Below are 15,006 nucleotides of genomic sequence, written 5' to 3'. Positions count from 1 at the left end.
CCCTCAATAGGAAACGTAGACGTCGGTCAGCAGGTCTTCCGGAGCCGGATAGGCGGCTGCGCGGGCTTTGGTTACGGCATCCCCGACCAGCGCTTCCACTTCCGCGTCGATCGCCGCCAGCTCCTCCTGAGTGACCTGTTTTTTGATCTTGTCGGTAAAGATCTTCAGCGGATCGTGCTGTTCACGCAGGCGTTGGACCTCACCCTCAGCGCGGTACAACGCTGGATCGCCTTCGAAGTGGCCGTGCCAGCGGAAGGCCTTGGCCTCAATCACGCTGGGGCCGCCCCCCTCGCGAGCGCGCTTGACCGCCTCTGCGGCGGCTTCGTAAACGGCAAAGAAATCGGTGCCGTCGACCGTCACCGCCGGGAGGCCGAAGCCGGCCGCACGTTTGGCGATATCGCGGCCGCCGACGGCGTAGTCATGGCCGGTCCCTTCGCCATAGCCGTTGTTCTCGAAAATGAAGACAGCCGGCAATTGCAGCACCACAGCCATGTTCATGGCTTCAAATACCAGGCCCTGATTGGAACCGCCATCGCCGGTGAAAGACACGCCGACGTTGCCGGTCTTCAGGGTTTTGGCCGTCAGCGCAGCGCCAATGGCCAACGGAGGGGCTCCGCCCACGATGGCGTTCGCGCCCAGCATGCCTTTTGACAGGTCGGCGATGTGCATAGAGCCGCCTTTACCGCGACACAAGCCGCTGTCCTTACCGAAAATCTCGGCCATCATGCCGTGAATATCACAGCCTTTGGCAATGCAGTGGCCATGCCCACGGTGCGTAGAACCAATGAAATCGGCGTCGGTCAAATTTTCGCAGACCCCCACCGCAATGGCCTCCTCACCGGTATAAAGGTGAATGAAGCCCGGAATGTCACCGCTGGTATTTTCCTGATGCAGGCGCTCCTCGAATGTCCTGATCTCGCGCATCTTTCGGTAAGCCTGCAGCAAAGCCTGTTTGCTCAGCGTCATCTGATTCTCCTCAATAAGGGTCGGACAGGCGGGGCTATTTGACAGGGTGAAAACACCCTAACCACACCAATACAAAAAATGTACGGGTGTTTCGGGAAGCTGCGAAGCCACCCTAATGGGGGGGTAAGTGGGGGTTTTCATGCTTGAGGTCAAATTTTATGAATTTTGTTTATCTATCCAGAACGACGGCCCCGTTTCATCCCGGGCTCTGACGTACAATTGAAAAAACAAAATACGGGCAGGCAACCACGGATGAAGCAATCGGATTTTGCAGGTTCCCAATCTACCTCGTTGGTCTCGGGGCCTTTGCGGCTGACGAGAGGCTTGCCGCTCATCCTGACCAAATTCGTCCCGCCCCGCTCCTCTATCTTGTTGCTACAGCGCCCGCGCCTGCTCAAACGCCTCGATCACGTGCGCCTGCGGCGTCTGGCCGTCGTTTGTGCGGGCGCCGGATTCGGCAAAACCACGCTGTTGGCGCAATGGCACCAGCAGTTGATCGGCCAGGGTGAACGCGTGGCCTGGCTCAGCCTTGACGAGGATGACGATGACGTCTGGCAGTTCATCCCTTATCTGCTGCATGCTTTGCGCCCGCTCTATGCCGACTGGGACGCCGATTTTTGGCAGAACATGGAAGAGCAAGCGCCCTCAAGCTCGCTGCAGTTGCTGGCTGGGCTGATTAACCAACTGCACTATTGTCCGCACGACCTGTATCTGATCGTCGACGACTTCCATATGATCAATGACGCCGGCGTACATGAAGCCCTGAGCTATTTGCTCAGGCATGCGCCTGCGGCGCTGCATCTGATCATCGGCAGCCGGTTCCACCCGAGCCTGTCGTTGAGCCGACTGCAGGCTCAGGATCAGTTGGTGGAAATCTATGATCAGGACCTGCAGTTCACGCTCGAAGAAACCCGGAACTATTTCAGCCAGACGGTCGCCGTGCCGCTCAGCAATCAGGATGCCCTTCGTCTATTGTCCGCGACGGAGGGCTGGATCGCGGGCATGAAGATCGCCTCATTGTCCCCCGAATTGCGTGAAGACCCTGGGCACCTGATCCACAATCTGCGCGGGGGGACACGCTCCATCGCCCGTTATCTGAAAGAAGTGGTGCTTGACCCGCTGCCGGCGGAAGTGCTCGACTTCCTGATGCAAACGGCGTTTCTCAATCGTTTAAATGCCGGGCTGTGCAACGCCGTCACCGGGCGTGACGACAGCGAGGCGATGCTGGAATGGATTGAGCGGCACAACCTGTTCTTGTCGGCCCTTGACGAACAAGGCTATTGGTTCCGCTATCATCCTCTCTTGCAGGAAACCCTGGGCGTGGCATTGCGCCATCGCGCCGATATCAACCTCAAACAGTTGCACGAACGCGCCAGTCATTGGTTCGCCGAACAGCTGTTGTGGGCTGAGGCGGTACGCCATGCGCTGGCCGCCGGCAAGCCGGTTCATAGCCCCGGCCAGGATGGTGCGAGCGCGCAATCTCTGGCTGAAGAGGGAGATATCGATACTCTGGTTTCCTGGATGCGTCACTTGCCGGCGAGCGTTGATCCGTCACGCATTGACCTTCAAATCAATCTGGCCTGGGCGCTGGCGCACTATTTCCGCTTCGATGAATCGCGACAGTTGCTCGACAGCCTCGACCAAATGGTGGCGGATCACCGTGACGGGATGGCCCGCAGCGCCTGGATCAAGCTGCGGGTGGTGCGCGCCATCTGCGAAGCCTTTGCCGAAAACATCCCCGAGAGCCTGGCGATTGTCGAGCCTCTGCTGGCCGAAGTGCCTTGCGGGGATACCTGGGTCGATGGCCTGATATGCAATATTCTCAGCTACTGCCACGTGGTGAACCAGCGCTATGCCGAGGCCCTGGCGGTCCAACGCCATATGCCCAGCCCGGACAGCCCGCTGGACAATCTGTTCGTCTCGGTTTATCGCGCTTTCATCATCGCCCAATGCCATCTTTGCCAAGGGGATTTGGAGAACGCCGAGCTGTATGCCGGCAATGCCTTGCGCCAGGCCGAGCGTTATACCGGCCCCCAGTCGACCAGCGGAGCGACGCTCGCGCCGCTGCTGGCGGAAATCGCCTACGAGCGCAGGCCCCTTGATTCGCTCGATCATCTGCTGGCGGATAGGCTCGAGCTCATCGACCGTTTCAGCCCACCCGACGCGCTGAGCCGTTGCTATGCCTACCTTGCGCGGCAGGCCTTGCATGACGGCATGCCGCAGGAGGCAGAACGGCTGCTGGAACATGCGCAGCAGTTGGCGGTGTCTCGCGGGTGGCGCCGGTTGCAGGCTCTGTTGTTGGCCGAGCAAGTGAGAGTGCGCTTGCAGCGTGCGGATCGCCCCGGTGCAGAGCAGTTGCAGCAGCAACTGGACCAGCTGGCGCGCCATGCCAGGATTGATGCCGAACATCCTTGTCAACGTGCGATCGCACAGCATGCGGCCCTCAGTCGCAGTCGCCTGTTGCTGGCCGCCGGCCAGATGCCGCAAGCCTGCAAACTGCTGGCCGAGCTGGTTACCGAACAGGAAAACCGACGCGACTGGCTCACCGCTACGCGCCTGCGTGCGCTCTGGTCATTAGCCTTGTGGAAAGCCGGTAAAAACGCGGCTGCCTGCACTGCGCTGCAACCGGTTCTGCAATTGGCTGAACACCCGCATCTCATGCGCAGCTTTCTCGATGCCGACGACACCTTGCAACCTTTGCTTCTCCATATGCAGGAAAACCCTGCAGCCTGCAACGAGCAAGGTGCGCAGCTTCGCCTGGCAGATAAGGGCGCACAGACCCTTCAAAGCAGCCATGACGTCTATTGGGGGCTCAGTGAACGCGAACTTCAGGTATTACGCCTGATCGCCGAGGGCCAGACGAACAAAGACATCGCTCGCTCCCTGGCTATTTCTGCACAGACCGTGAAATGGCACCTCAAGAACGCCTACGCCAAGCTCAACGTCAACAGCCGCACCCAAGCCATGAGCCGGGCACTTGAAATGAAATTGCTGGATTAACAGGGCGTTAAAGAATTGCCTAGGGCAATGCCCCGGCATGAGAACGATAATCAACGAGAAGAAAAAGCCCTGTGCATTCAGGGCTTTTATGCCTATCGCGTTGACTTAACGGAACGGTGAGCTGAGAGGAACTTCCGCATCCGGCTGGTGCGTTATTCTGTTGCGCAGGTCACGCCGAACAAGTTCGATCGCCCAGAACCAGAATGCATGCCCCAGTATTTCTGAAACATACTCTTCGACAGGCAGCATGGATAAAGGCGGCGTTAAGCCAAGCAGCGGGAAACTGATGCCGTGAACGCACACCGTGGCAATTAAGCCGGCGAGCACGCCCTGCCAGAGTTTTACTTTCGGGAAGACTTCGGCAACCACGCAGTAACCGATGGCAAACACCAGCGAGAAAATAATGTGCGTCACCATAACCGGATTGATCACATGCTCCGAAAAGGTGTAAACCGTTGCCGTCGGATCTATGCCCAAATAATCTCTCAGGAAAAGATAGGGTGGATTAAACTCCGCGCGTCCATCCAGAATGGTCCTTGGCGGAAGCGGAACTTCTGCGCCCCACTTAACGAAGGCAGACAGCAGCCCGGCGATAACGCCGACAAAAAGCGCGACGCCATAACGGCGTCTTTCCAGCGGCGTTTGCACAAAAAAATCCCTAATTTTCATATCCATCCCCTAAAAGCCATTAGTGTTTATCGTTCAGCAATCAGGGTATATCCTCATCAAAGTGTGATATTGATCACGATCACTTTTTGTTACCTTTGGTCGTAAATTTTCAAAAAAGGGGAACGGGTTTAGAAAAATCAGTACCGGGAGCCTGAGCGTTTTTACGCTTTTTGGTCGCCATACGCCTTTCTGGCAAGGCCTATCAATGCAGAAAAAATCAATCGTCAAAAACTATTACAGAATTCAAGCATTCCTATTTTATCTCTCGCCCACCACTGTCTAAGCTTACTACTAAGTTTCCTTCTACCCGCCGTTGGCTCAGGTAACGAAACCCAATAACGATCAGATTGACTCAGGGGTTCCCCCCATTAGCGCAACATCCGACACAAGTAGAGAGCGCATCATGACAACTGAAAGCAAATGCCCATTTTCGGGTGGCAACAACAAGACCCTTCCCCAGCGTGGTAATTCGAACCAGGACTGGTGGCCAAACCAACTTAGTCTGGAACACCTGCACCAACACTCCTCCCTGTCCGATCCGATGGACAAAGATTTCAACTACGCCGACGCTTTCAACAGCCTGGATCTGGCGGCGGTCAAACAAGATTTGCATGCCCTGATGACCGATTCTCAGGAATGGTGGCCGGCGGACTTCGGCCACTACGGCGGCCTGTTCATCCGCATGGCCTGGCACAGCGCCGGCACCTACCGCATCGGCGACGGCCGCGGCGGCGCAGGCTCCGGCCAGCAGCGTTTTGCCCCGCTCAACAGCTGGCCAGACAACGTGAGCCTCGACAAGGCGCGCCGGTTGCTGTGGCCTATCAAACAGAAGTACGGCCGTAAAATTTCCTGGGCCGACCTGTTGATCCTGACCGGCAATGTGGCGCTGGAATCGATGGGCTTCAAAACCTTTGGTTATGCGGGCGGCCGTGCCGACGTTTGGGAGCCGGACGACGTGTACTGGGGCGCGGAAAAAATTTGGCTGGAACCGAGCGGCGGCGAGAACAGCCGGTATTCCGGCGACCGCAATCTCGAGAACCCTTTAGCGGCGGTGCAAATGGGTTTGATCTACGTGAACCCGGAAGGCCCGGACGGCAACCCCGATCCGATCGCCGCAGCACGCGACATTCGCGAGACCTTCGCCAGAATGGCGATGAATGACGAAGAAACCGTCGCGCTGATCGCCGGCGGCCATACCTTCGGCAAAACCCACGGCGCAGGCCCCGCTTCGCACGTCGGCCCCGATCCGGAAAGTGCAGGTTTGGAACAGCAGGGCCTCGGCTGGCAAAGCACCTTCGGTACCGGCAAAGGTAAAGATGCAATCACCAGTGGCCTTGAGGTCACCTGGACCACCACCCCGACCCAATGGAACCATGACTTCTTCCGACACCTGTTCGAATACGAGTGGGAACTGTCGCAAAGCCCGGCCGGCGCGCACCAGTGGGTAGCCAAGGACGTCGGCGAAACCATTCCCGACGCGTTCGATCCGGCGAAGAAACATCGCCCTACCATGCTGACCACCGACCTGTCGCTGCGCTTCGATCCGGCGTATGAACAGATCTCGCGCCGCTTCTTCCAGAATCCGGATGAGTTCGCCGACGCCTTTGCCCGCGCCTGGTTCAAACTGACCCACCGCGATATGGGCCCACGCGCACGTTATCTCGGCCCAGAAGTCCCGGCCGAAGAGCTGATTTGGCAGGATCCGATCCCGGCGGTGAATCATAAGCTGATTGATCAACAGGATATCGCCGATCTCAAAGGCAAGATTCTGGCCTCCGGCCTGCCGATTTCACAGCTGGTCTCCACCGCCTGGGCTTCGGCCTCTACCTTCCGCGGTTCCGACAAACGCGGCGGCGCTAACGGCGCCCGTATCCGCCTGGCACCGCAGAAAGACTGGGCAGTGAATCAGCCCGCTCAACTGGCGCAAACGCTGGCCACGCTGGAAGGCATTCAGCGCACCTTCAACGATGCGCAGACCGACGGCAAAAAGGTCTCGCTGGCGGATCTGATCGTGTTGGCAGGCTGTGCGGGCGTTGAGCAGGCAGCGAGCAATGCTAGCCACCCGGTGACCGTTCCTTTCACGCCGGGGCGCATGGACGCTTCGCAAGAGCAAACCGATATCGAATCGTTCGCGGCCATGGAACCGGTGGGCGACGGTTTCCGCAACTACCTGGATACCCGCTACCGCATTTCCCCCGAGGCATTACTGGTGGACAAGGCGCAGTTGCTTACCCTGAGCGCACCGGAAATGTCGGTGCTGTTGGGCGGGTTGCGGGTGTTGAACGCCAACGTCGGCCAAAGCCGGCACGGCGTGCTGACTCAGCGGCCTGAAACGCTCACCAACGATTTCTTCGTTAACCTGCTGGATATGGGCACAACCTGGAAAAAGGCGGATGAGGACGGCGTGTTTGAAGGCCAGGATCGCCAGACCGGTGCGCTAAAATGGACGGCAACCCGCGCCGATCTGATCTTCGGTTCACATGCGCAACTGCGCGCGCTGGCGGAAGTTTACGGCAGTGCGGATGCCCAGGAGAGTTTTGTTCGGGACTTTGTCGCCGCCTGGAACAAGGTCATGAACCTCGATCGCTTCGATATCGCTTAAACTTCGTTTAAAGATCGTCAAAACGGCCCGTTTGAGAGCACTCAGGCGGGCCGTTTTGCACTTATATTACGCCGAGCCGGCCTCGCGTATCCGCTTGATATCGCGTAAAGGAGGCGCGCCAAACAGACGGGTATATTCACGGCTGAACTGCGAGGCGCTCTCATAGCCTACTCGCACCGCCGCGCTGCCGGCATCCAGCCCTTCATTCATCATCATCTGCCGTGCCTCCTGCAAACGCAGGCTCTTCAAATATTGCAGGGGGCTCATGCCGGTCAGCACGCGGAAGTGCTGCCTGAATGTCGATGGGCTCATGCAGGCTTTGGCGGCTAAGGCTTCCATCGACAAATCCTGCGCAAAGTTGAGTTTAAGCCACGACAATACCCGTGCGATTTGCTGGCTTGGCGATCCCTGCGCGACCAAATTCCGTAATGTCGGCCCATGTTGCCCGTTCAGTAACCGAATGGTGATTTCCTGCAAGATCAGCGGGTAAAGAGACGCCATCAACACCGGTTCATCCAACAGTCTGACCAAGCGACTCACCGCTTCCAGCAGGCCATCGTCCAATTCAACCACCGATACCGCCCTGCCGCCGGAGGCTTTCGCCCCAGCGGCGAAATCAAGGTCGGCCGCCAGCTGTGAGATAAGCCGGGCATCCAGCTCCAGGCGCACCCCCAGGTAGGGTTCGGCAACGCTGGCCAGGGTGACATAAGACACCACCGGCAGATCAACCGAGGTAATCAGCGACTGCCCAGGCCCGTAGTCGAAGATCTCATTACCAAGCGTGACCCGTTTTCCCCCCTGGACGGTTAGCCCCAACCCCAGCCCGTAAATACAGGGCATCGGCGCCGTGACCGCATTTCTGCGGTAAATCGTCAGTGCAGGTATGGCGGTAGGGTAATCGCCATCAGTAGCGGCAATATCTGCCACCAGATTGGCCAGCGTCGCGTGGTTCGTTCTGGTGTGGGTCAGCATTGGGTTCGCTCTCGCAACTAAAAAGGGTCAGTAAAAAGTCTACCATCTCGCCGCCCGCTTATTGCATATATCAATGCCAATCCGTTGAATCAGGCAAGAATTGAATCGAATCTGGCAAGCGCTCCGCACCTTGCTCCGGCGATACTGTTCGCCATCAAGACATCGTCTTGGCCCTTCCCCATCACACAGGTTCAATTATGAAAAACGTTCTGATAATCAACACGCACCAGTTATACGAAGGCATCTCGTCAGGCGGTTTAAATGCGACCCTGCTCGGCGTGATCCGCGACGAGATGGAAACGCGCGGCCATAACGTGCAGCAGACAACCATCGAGCGAGGTTACGATATTGCCGAAGAGGTGAGAAAGCACCTCTGGGCCGATATCATTATCCTGCAATCGCCGGTCTACTGGTTCGGCACGCCCTGGATCTACAAAAAATATGTCGACGAGGTCTTTACCGCCGGGTTGATGCAACAAAGCATGCTGGTTGATGACGGCAGAACCCGCCAGGACCCGAACCGGCAATACGGCAGCGGCGGAAAAATGCAGGGCAAAAAATACATGCTGTCGTTAACCTGGAACGCCCCGCAGCAGGCATTTGACGATAATAACCAGCAGCTCTTCGCCGGCAAGTCCGTCGATGACATCTTCGTCAGCAATACCGCCAATTATAAATTCTGCGGCGTCGATATCCTTCCCGCCTTCTCCTGTTTCGACGTGATGAAATCACCAGACATCAGCAATGACATAGAACGGCTGAAACAGCACCTGACGAACGTGTTCGGCTAAGCAGCGCCGCATTTCCCGCTTCATCATTTTCGACCGCTGGCGATCTCTGCCGCAATCCCCGCTTAAGGCAACTTAAGCGGGCTTTTTGTTTTCAGGCCCGATGCTGCAATAAACGCTCGCTGCGATAGAAGCTAACAATTAGCCACGATTCATTTTTTATTACTATAATAAATTCAAAAAAAAGAATTATTCAACGAAAAACACTGAAATTTAAAAATAACGAACCAAATTAAGCAACAACAAATCAACAATATTGAAACAATAAGTTGCAAGTGATAGTTTTAAAATCCATCAAGAAAATAAATTTTTAATTATAACTATTTTGCATGACACCTAAGGGAAACATCAGGATCAGGAAGGTTACCCGATCAGTGGGCAATGACTGATATATAAAGGAGATATTATTATGCTACAACACAAGTTATATAGTAACGTAAACACGACAACACTTAACACATCTGGGTTAGATAAGAACAATTCGATGCTGATTTTCCATTCGATTTCATCTTGGAAACATTTGGCCCCCCTATCTATAACAGAGGGATTGATGACGCTATTTTAACTCACTCTAAGTACAGTGAAATTATACAAGAGCAAATTGATTTGAAGAGGATAATTTGACCAAGATTGCATCGAATTTAGAGTTAATGAGAAAAGAGTGGTACAACGCATTTTTTTCTCTAAATATTGATATGCTCGACTATCTTGAAGCTGAATGGTTTTTTTCGACTAACGGCGAAATGTTAGTTTATAAAAAACACCAACTCAGAAAACTGTCTCTTTTAAAGTCAAAAGATCCAAGATCGATGGATGGTATCAAACGAAAGGAAATTGATGTTCATATCATCACCTTTGATGGGTTAGCATCTATAACTGGATCTGCTGAAATAAAAGAAAGAAATGGTGATATTAGAAAAATAAACTTCATCGAAAGTTGGATGAAAATTAACGACTGTTGGAAACTTCAATTCCAAACTTTTGAAGATAGAAAATAATTAAGTCATCGCCCCTTTTAGGGGCGTTATATTTAAGTAAAACCAAGATAAAATTGCAGCATATTACTGTCTGAGTTAACTACTGATAATCTACCCATCGAAAAATATCTGTACTGTACAAGGATATTATAGATACATCACCCAAATATTGGTTCTCAAAAAGACAAGGATAGCTGGGCCATGTTCTACCAGGAGAGTTAGAAACTCAGTGCCATTCCAGTCAAATACAATCAAAAAGGAATGACAGAGGAGAGCAGCCGTTCACCAAGAAAATCGATAAAAACGCGCAGCTTAGGCGCCAGATATTTACTGGACGGCCAGATGACCCGGAACGTCCCCTGATGCTCGGTGTAGCTCTCGAGTACCCTGCACAGCTCGCCGCGCCGTAAAGCCTCTTGCACCATAAAATCCGGCAAGCAAGCGATACCCAGCCCAGCCTGGGCTACCTGTACCAGCGCCTCGGTAGTATTGCAAATCATCGTGGCCGGTAACTCAGGCAGGGCTTCGCCCGGCAATAGCCGCAGCGGCCAGGGCTCAAACCGCCCCGTGGTGGGAAATTTATGCTGCAGACAGGCGTGACCGAGCAAATCCGCGGGTTTCTCCGGCACGCCGCGCCGTTTTAAATAGTCCGGCGACGCCACCAACACCAGTTCGAAAACGCCCAACCGGCGGGATACCAGCCGTGAATCGGCCGGTTCGCCGGTGCGCACCACCGCGTCAAACCCTTCTTCAACGATGTCGACCAGACGGTCGGAAAAATCCACGTCCAGCTCGATATCCGGATACCGATGCATAAAAGCCGTCAGCACCGGCATCATCAGCCCGCTGACCAATGGCAGGCTGATGCGCAGTTTGCCGCGCGGCGCGGCCCGGGTATCCGCCAGTTCAAGCTCGGCGGCGGCTATCTCCGCCAAAATGCGGCGGCAGCGTTCAAGAAACAACGCGCCTTCGGCTGTCAACGTCACGCTGCGGGTGCTGCGGTGAAACAAGCGCACTTCCAACCGTTCCTCCATGCGTGCCACGCTTTTACCCACGGCGGAGGACGATACGCCCAATTGCCGACCGGCATCAGAGAAACTGCGCGTTTCCGCGACCTGAACAAACGCCAGAATACCGCTGAGACTGTCCATGATGTCCTCTGTTATTTTGGACGTTTTTGTCCGATATCTATGGAAATTTAGCCTATTTTTCTTCAGTGCGGGAGGGATTATGTTGATGGCTATGCAGCGATAACGCTGCGCAGCCCCGTTTATGGGCCTTTCCATTATGTGCAAGATGAAAACATGACGCAGATAACTTCCACCGCAGATCGCATTGAGATTCGGGTATGGCTGCAATTGCTGGCCGCCTGCCTGACCGGCATTCTTATTCCTTTGAGCTTCACCGGCCCGGCGGTGGTGCTGCCTTCCATCAGCCAGTCGCTGGGTGGCACCGCCGTGCAACTAAGTTGGGTGGTCAACGGTTATATCCTCACCTATGGCAGCGCGATGATGGCCGCCGGTAGCCTGACCGACATTTATGGGCGCAAGCGTGTCTGGTTGATCGGGCTGGGTGCGTTCACCCTTCTGACTCTGATGATCCCTTACTCTCCCTCGGTAGTGGGGATAGATATCCTGCGGCTGGCGCAAGGTCTGGCCGGCGCGGCCGCTTTCGCCGGTGCCATGTCATCGTTGGCGCAGACCTTCCACGGGCCGGTTCGCACCCGGGTATTCAGCCTGCTGGGCACCACGTTCGGCATTGGCCTGGCTTTCGGGCCGCTGGCATCCGGCTGGCTGGTGGTTACGGCAGGCTGGCAATGGGTGTTTATCGCCACCGCGTTGATTGCCGTTGTGGGGTTTGCGCTGGTGCTGTTCGCGGTCATCGAGTCCCGCAATCCTCATGCGACGGGGCTGGACTGGCCCGGCGCGATCAGTTTCACCGCTGCGCTGACGTTATTCACCTACGCGATCCTGCTCGCGCCGGAAAACGGCTGGCGCAGCCTGTCGGTAGCCGGTTCATTATTGTTATCCCTGGGGGTGTTTATTGGCTTCGTGCTGATTGAACGGCGGGTGGCGCGGCCGATGCTCGATTTGACCTTGTTCCGCAGCCCCCGCTTTATTGGGGTTCAGGTACTGGCCGCCTCACCGGCATTCTTTTTTGTGGTGCTGATCGTCATGCTGCCGGGGCGCTTTATCGGCATTGACGGGCAGAGCGCATTCGAGGCCGGCAAAACCATGATTGCCCTGGCGGCGCCCTTGCTGATAGTGCCCTTTATCGCGGCACTGTTGGCGCGGCGTTTTACCTCTGGCCTGCTCTCCGGCGTCGGGTTGCTGCTGACCGCCGCAGGATTGGCCTGGCTCGGTCATGGGTTAACGGAAGATAGCGGTAACGGCCTGATAGTACCGATGCTGTTGATCGGCACCGGTATCGGCCTGCCCTGGGGATTGATGGATGCGATGGCGGTCAGCGTGGTGGAAAAAGAGCGGGCGGGTATGGCTACCGGCATTTTCAACGCGGTACGTGTCTCAGCCGATGGCATCGCCATCGCGATTGCCGGCGCGGTGCTCGCCTTGCTGATTCAGGGTGGCCTGCTTGACGCACTGTCCGGCGCTGCCGGTACGCACTCCATCACCGAGGCGGCCAACCGCGCGGCGCTGGGCGATCTCGACCACGCCGCCGCATTGCTGCCCAGCCAACGCCGGCTAACGCTGCAGATCTATGATCAGGCGTTCCGCACCCTGCTTTATCTGCTGGCCGTTGGCGCAGCCGGCACCGCATTGCTGGTGTTTATGTTATTAGGCCGTTTGCATGCGCATGACGGCGCGGCACAAGAAAAGTAAACGCAGCCGTCAGGCCCGATGCTGCAATAAACGCTCGCTGCGATAGAAGCTGAACAGGCACCAGCCCAGAGCAATCAACGCCAGCGGTGCGCCGACAAAGCCGATGTTGCCCATGCCCAGGTGCAGGCTGACCTGATTGCCCAACAGCGCACCCGCGCCGATACCGAAATTGTACAACCCGGAGTAGATAGACATCGCAACGTCGGTGGCGTCTGGCGCCAGGTTCAATACCTTGGCCTGCATCGACAGGCCAATCGCCATAATCGCCACGCCCCATACCGCAAACAACAGCGTCAGGTGGGTTTCGTCACCGGAGGCCGGCAGCAGCAGCAGCAGGCTCAACATCAACAATGCGATGGCACCGATGAAAAAGCCCGACGGGAAACGTTCGCTGAAACGACTGAACAGCAGGCTGCCGAAAATGCCGGCGGCCCCGAACAGCAACAGCATCAGGGTGGTGAAGTTTTCCGACAGCCCGGCCACGGTCTGGATAAAGGGTTCGATATAGCTATAGGCGGCAAAATGCGCCGTCACCACGATAATGGTCAGCATATACAGGCGAACCAGCGCCGGGCGCTTAAACAGGACCGGCACGCTGGCCAGGGAGCCGGAATGCTCGCTTTTCAGTATCGGTAACAGACGCCACAGCAGCGCCAGCGCGAAAGTGGCGCAGACCGCGATGCCGATAAAGGTCATGCGCCACCCCAGCAGTTGGCCGACGATGCGCCCCAACGGCAGGCCAAGCACCATCGCCAGTGCGGTTCCGCCCGCCAGCATGCTCAACGCGTGCGCTTTCTTGCCTGCAGGGGCCACGCGAATCGCCAGCGAGGCGGTGATCGACCAGAATACCGAGTGGGCCAGCGCGACCCCGGCGCGGGAAATCACCAGCGTGGTGAAGTTCCACGCCACGGCGGTCAACACATGGCTGGCGATAAACAGAACAAACACCCCGATCAGCAGTTTGCGGCGCTCAATCTTGCTGGTCAGCAGCATGCACGCCAGTGAAGCGGCGGCGACGATCCAGGCGTAAATCGTGATGATCAACCCGACCTGCTCGGTTTGCATCGAGAAGCTTTGGGCGATATCGCTCAATAACCCGACCGGAATAAACTCGGTGGTATTGAAGATAAAGGCCGAAATGGCGAGGACAACCACGCGCAACCAGGCGGTCGAGCGCGAGACGTGGGTGTGTTCCATATTTAACGGGGTCCGGACAGAGGCGAGCAGTAGCGATATTTTAACCAACCGCCGATTAAAATGCGATATGCGTCACATTTTTATTGTGCTGTATTTTTCGACAACCTGCTGCCGAACTGGAACACCCGTTACCGGTCAATCCTCCGGGCCGATCCCCCGCTTCACCCCGCCTGTCTCAGCACAGGCCGCTGCCACTCCCGCATGACGAAATGCTGTGCTAATCTGTTGAACCCATACCTTTTTTCTCACAGTATTTGATCACCCGGCAGTCGCACCTTATTAACGAGGAAACCATGTCATTCATCTATGATTGGGCAGTGCTGCGGTTACGCGGTATTTACGATCGCCGCATCTCCGGCGCGCCGGTGCTCGATAGCGATCGCCTGTTCCCCGACGCACAACGTTTTACCGCAGCCTGGCCGCAGATACGTGATGAGGCACTGAGCGTTGCCCAGGATCTGCGCAATATCCCGCGTTTTCACGAGATCATGAGCGAACAGGCGTCGATCTCCGCCAATGACGCGCGCGACTGGCGGATGTTTATCATGCAGGCCTATGGCCAGCCGATAACCCGCAATCTTGAACGCTGCCCGACGCTTGCCGAATTGATCGCCACCTCACCGGATGTGCTTTCCGCTTCGCTGTCTTTCCTGGCGCCCGGCAAACAGGTGCCGGCGCACCGTGGCCCGTTTCGCGGCATTCTGCGCGGTTATCTGGTGCTGTCGATGCCCAAACGGGCCGACGGCGTTCCCGCTGCGGTGCTGAAAGTCGATGGGCGCGAATACCGGTTGAACGAGGGAGAATTTATGCTGTGGGACGATACCTTCGAACACGAAGTGTGGAATGACAGCGAGGAAGTACGCACCGTGCTGCTGCTGGATATTCGCCGCCGCGATTTGCCCGCCGGCCTGCGTTGGTTGTCCAACGGCATCATCGCGCTGGTGCGGCTGAACGTACGCTGGATCCAACGCCAGTTTTGAACGCTGGCCGGGAGC

Annotated in this window: 11 protein-coding genes and 1 pseudogene; 7 read left to right on the top strand and 5 right to left on the bottom strand. The window is 56.4% G+C overall.

The window, feature by feature from the left end; translation table 11 throughout:
* Positions 1-3 precede the first annotated feature (3 nt).
* Positions 4-966 (bottom strand): thiamine pyrophosphate-dependent dehydrogenase E1 component subunit alpha, encoded by a 963-nt coding sequence (locus tag ACUTSW_RS14050; protein WP_062868009.1) that lies wholly within the window; start codon positions 964-966, stop codon positions 4-6.
* Positions 967-1,218: 252 nt separating this feature from the next.
* Between ACUTSW_RS14050 and ACUTSW_RS14045 the strand changes: the two genes are divergently transcribed.
* Complete coding sequence (locus tag ACUTSW_RS14045; RefSeq protein WP_445584676.1) at positions 1,219-3,966, top strand: LuxR C-terminal-related transcriptional regulator; 2,748 nt, start codon at positions 1,219-1,221, stop codon at positions 3,964-3,966.
* Positions 3,967-4,071: 105 nt separating this feature from the next.
* On the opposite strand, the gene ACUTSW_RS14040 is transcribed toward ACUTSW_RS14045, so the two are convergent.
* Positions 4,072-4,635 (bottom strand): YagU family protein, encoded by a 564-nt coding sequence (locus ACUTSW_RS14040; protein ID WP_004946879.1) that lies wholly within the window; start codon positions 4,633-4,635, stop codon positions 4,072-4,074.
* A 403-nt stretch (positions 4,636-5,038) separates the two neighbouring features.
* Between ACUTSW_RS14040 and katG the strand changes: the two genes are divergently transcribed.
* Positions 5,039-7,237 (top strand): catalase/peroxidase HPI, encoded by a 2,199-nt coding sequence (gene katG / locus ACUTSW_RS14035; RefSeq protein WP_445584675.1) that lies wholly within the window; start codon positions 5,039-5,041, stop codon positions 7,235-7,237.
* 66 nt (positions 7,238-7,303) lie between these two features.
* On the opposite strand, the gene ACUTSW_RS14030 is transcribed toward katG, so the two are convergent.
* Positions 7,304-8,209, bottom strand: a complete 906-nt coding sequence (locus tag ACUTSW_RS14030) for an AraC family transcriptional regulator N-terminal domain-containing protein (RefSeq protein WP_445584674.1) — start codon at positions 8,207-8,209, stop codon at positions 7,304-7,306.
* 197 nt (positions 8,210-8,406) lie between these two features.
* Here ACUTSW_RS14030 and ACUTSW_RS14025 point away from each other — a divergent pair, with 197 nt between their 5' ends.
* From ACUTSW_RS14025 to ACUTSW_RS14015, 3 genes and pseudogenes are all read left to right on the top strand, one after another.
* A complete protein-coding gene (locus tag ACUTSW_RS14025; RefSeq protein ID WP_445584673.1) occupies positions 8,407-9,000 on the top strand; it encodes an NAD(P)H-dependent oxidoreductase in 594 nt (197 codons plus the stop codon).
* A 486-nt stretch (positions 9,001-9,486) separates the two neighbouring features.
* Positions 9,487-9,621: pseudogene (locus ACUTSW_RS14020) on the top strand (DUF2164 family protein); the annotation flags it as partial.
* Positions 9,618-9,995: a nuclear transport factor 2 family protein gene (locus ACUTSW_RS14015; RefSeq protein ID WP_445584672.1), complete on the top strand. Its 378-nt coding sequence runs from the start codon at positions 9,618-9,620 to the stop codon at positions 9,993-9,995. The pseudogene ACUTSW_RS14020 and the gene ACUTSW_RS14015, both read left to right, overlap by 4 nt.
* A gap of 230 nt (positions 9,996-10,225) precedes the next feature.
* Here ACUTSW_RS14015 and ACUTSW_RS14010 read toward each other — a convergent pair whose 3' ends face one another.
* Positions 10,226-11,125, bottom strand: a complete 900-nt coding sequence (locus tag ACUTSW_RS14010; protein WP_445584671.1) for a LysR family transcriptional regulator — start codon at positions 11,123-11,125, stop codon at positions 10,226-10,228.
* Positions 11,126-11,278: 153 nt separating this feature from the next.
* Here ACUTSW_RS14010 and ACUTSW_RS14005 point away from each other — a divergent pair, with 153 nt between their 5' ends.
* Complete coding sequence (locus ACUTSW_RS14005) at positions 11,279-12,814, top strand: MFS transporter (protein WP_445584670.1); 1,536 nt, start codon at positions 11,279-11,281, stop codon at positions 12,812-12,814.
* Positions 12,815-12,823: 9 nt separating this feature from the next.
* Here ACUTSW_RS14005 and ACUTSW_RS14000 read toward each other — a convergent pair whose 3' ends face one another.
* Complete coding sequence (locus tag ACUTSW_RS14000; protein WP_445584669.1) at positions 12,824-14,011, bottom strand: sugar transporter; 1,188 nt, start codon at positions 14,009-14,011, stop codon at positions 12,824-12,826.
* A gap of 293 nt (positions 14,012-14,304) precedes the next feature.
* Here ACUTSW_RS14000 and ACUTSW_RS13995 point away from each other — a divergent pair, with 293 nt between their 5' ends.
* Positions 14,305-14,991 carry an aspartyl/asparaginyl beta-hydroxylase domain-containing protein gene (locus ACUTSW_RS13995; protein WP_445584668.1) on the top strand — a complete coding sequence of 229 codons (687 nt, stop codon included), beginning with the start codon at positions 14,305-14,307 and terminating at the stop codon, positions 14,989-14,991.
* Positions 14,992-15,006 lie beyond the last annotated feature (15 nt).

The organism is Serratia sp. TSA_198.1, from assembly GCF_052686505.1.
The sequence above is the reverse complement of the archived record's forward strand: the minus strand, read 5'-3'. Positions and strand labels throughout refer to the sequence as shown.

Excerpts from the sequence above, each read along its gene's own strand:
- ACUTSW_RS14005 (WP_445584670.1), top strand. The coding sequence starts at position 11,279 with ATGACGCAGATAACTTCCACCGCAGATCGCATTGAGATTCGGGTATGG.
- ACUTSW_RS14010 (WP_445584671.1), bottom strand. The coding sequence starts at position 11,125 with ATGGACAGTCTCAGCGGTATTCTGGCGTTTGTTCAGGTCGCGGAAACG.
- ACUTSW_RS14045 (WP_445584676.1), top strand. The coding sequence starts at position 1,219 with ATGAAGCAATCGGATTTTGCAGGTTCCCAATCTACCTCGTTGGTCTCG.
- ACUTSW_RS14040 (WP_004946879.1), bottom strand. The coding sequence starts at position 4,635 with ATGAAAATTAGGGATTTTTTTGTGCAAACGCCGCTGGAAAGACGCCGT.
- ACUTSW_RS14050 (WP_062868009.1), bottom strand. The coding sequence starts at position 966 with ATGACGCTGAGCAAACAGGCTTTGCTGCAGGCTTACCGAAAGATGCGC.
- ACUTSW_RS14025 (WP_445584673.1), top strand. The coding sequence starts at position 8,407 with ATGAAAAACGTTCTGATAATCAACACGCACCAGTTATACGAAGGCATC.
- ACUTSW_RS14030 (WP_445584674.1), bottom strand. The coding sequence starts at position 8,209 with ATGCTGACCCACACCAGAACGAACCACGCGACGCTGGCCAATCTGGTG.
- ACUTSW_RS14000 (WP_445584669.1), bottom strand. The coding sequence starts at position 14,011 with ATGGAACACACCCACGTCTCGCGCTCGACCGCCTGGTTGCGCGTGGTT.
- katG (WP_445584675.1), top strand. The coding sequence starts at position 5,039 with ATGACAACTGAAAGCAAATGCCCATTTTCGGGTGGCAACAACAAGACC.
- ACUTSW_RS13995 (WP_445584668.1), top strand. The coding sequence starts at position 14,305 with ATGTCATTCATCTATGATTGGGCAGTGCTGCGGTTACGCGGTATTTAC.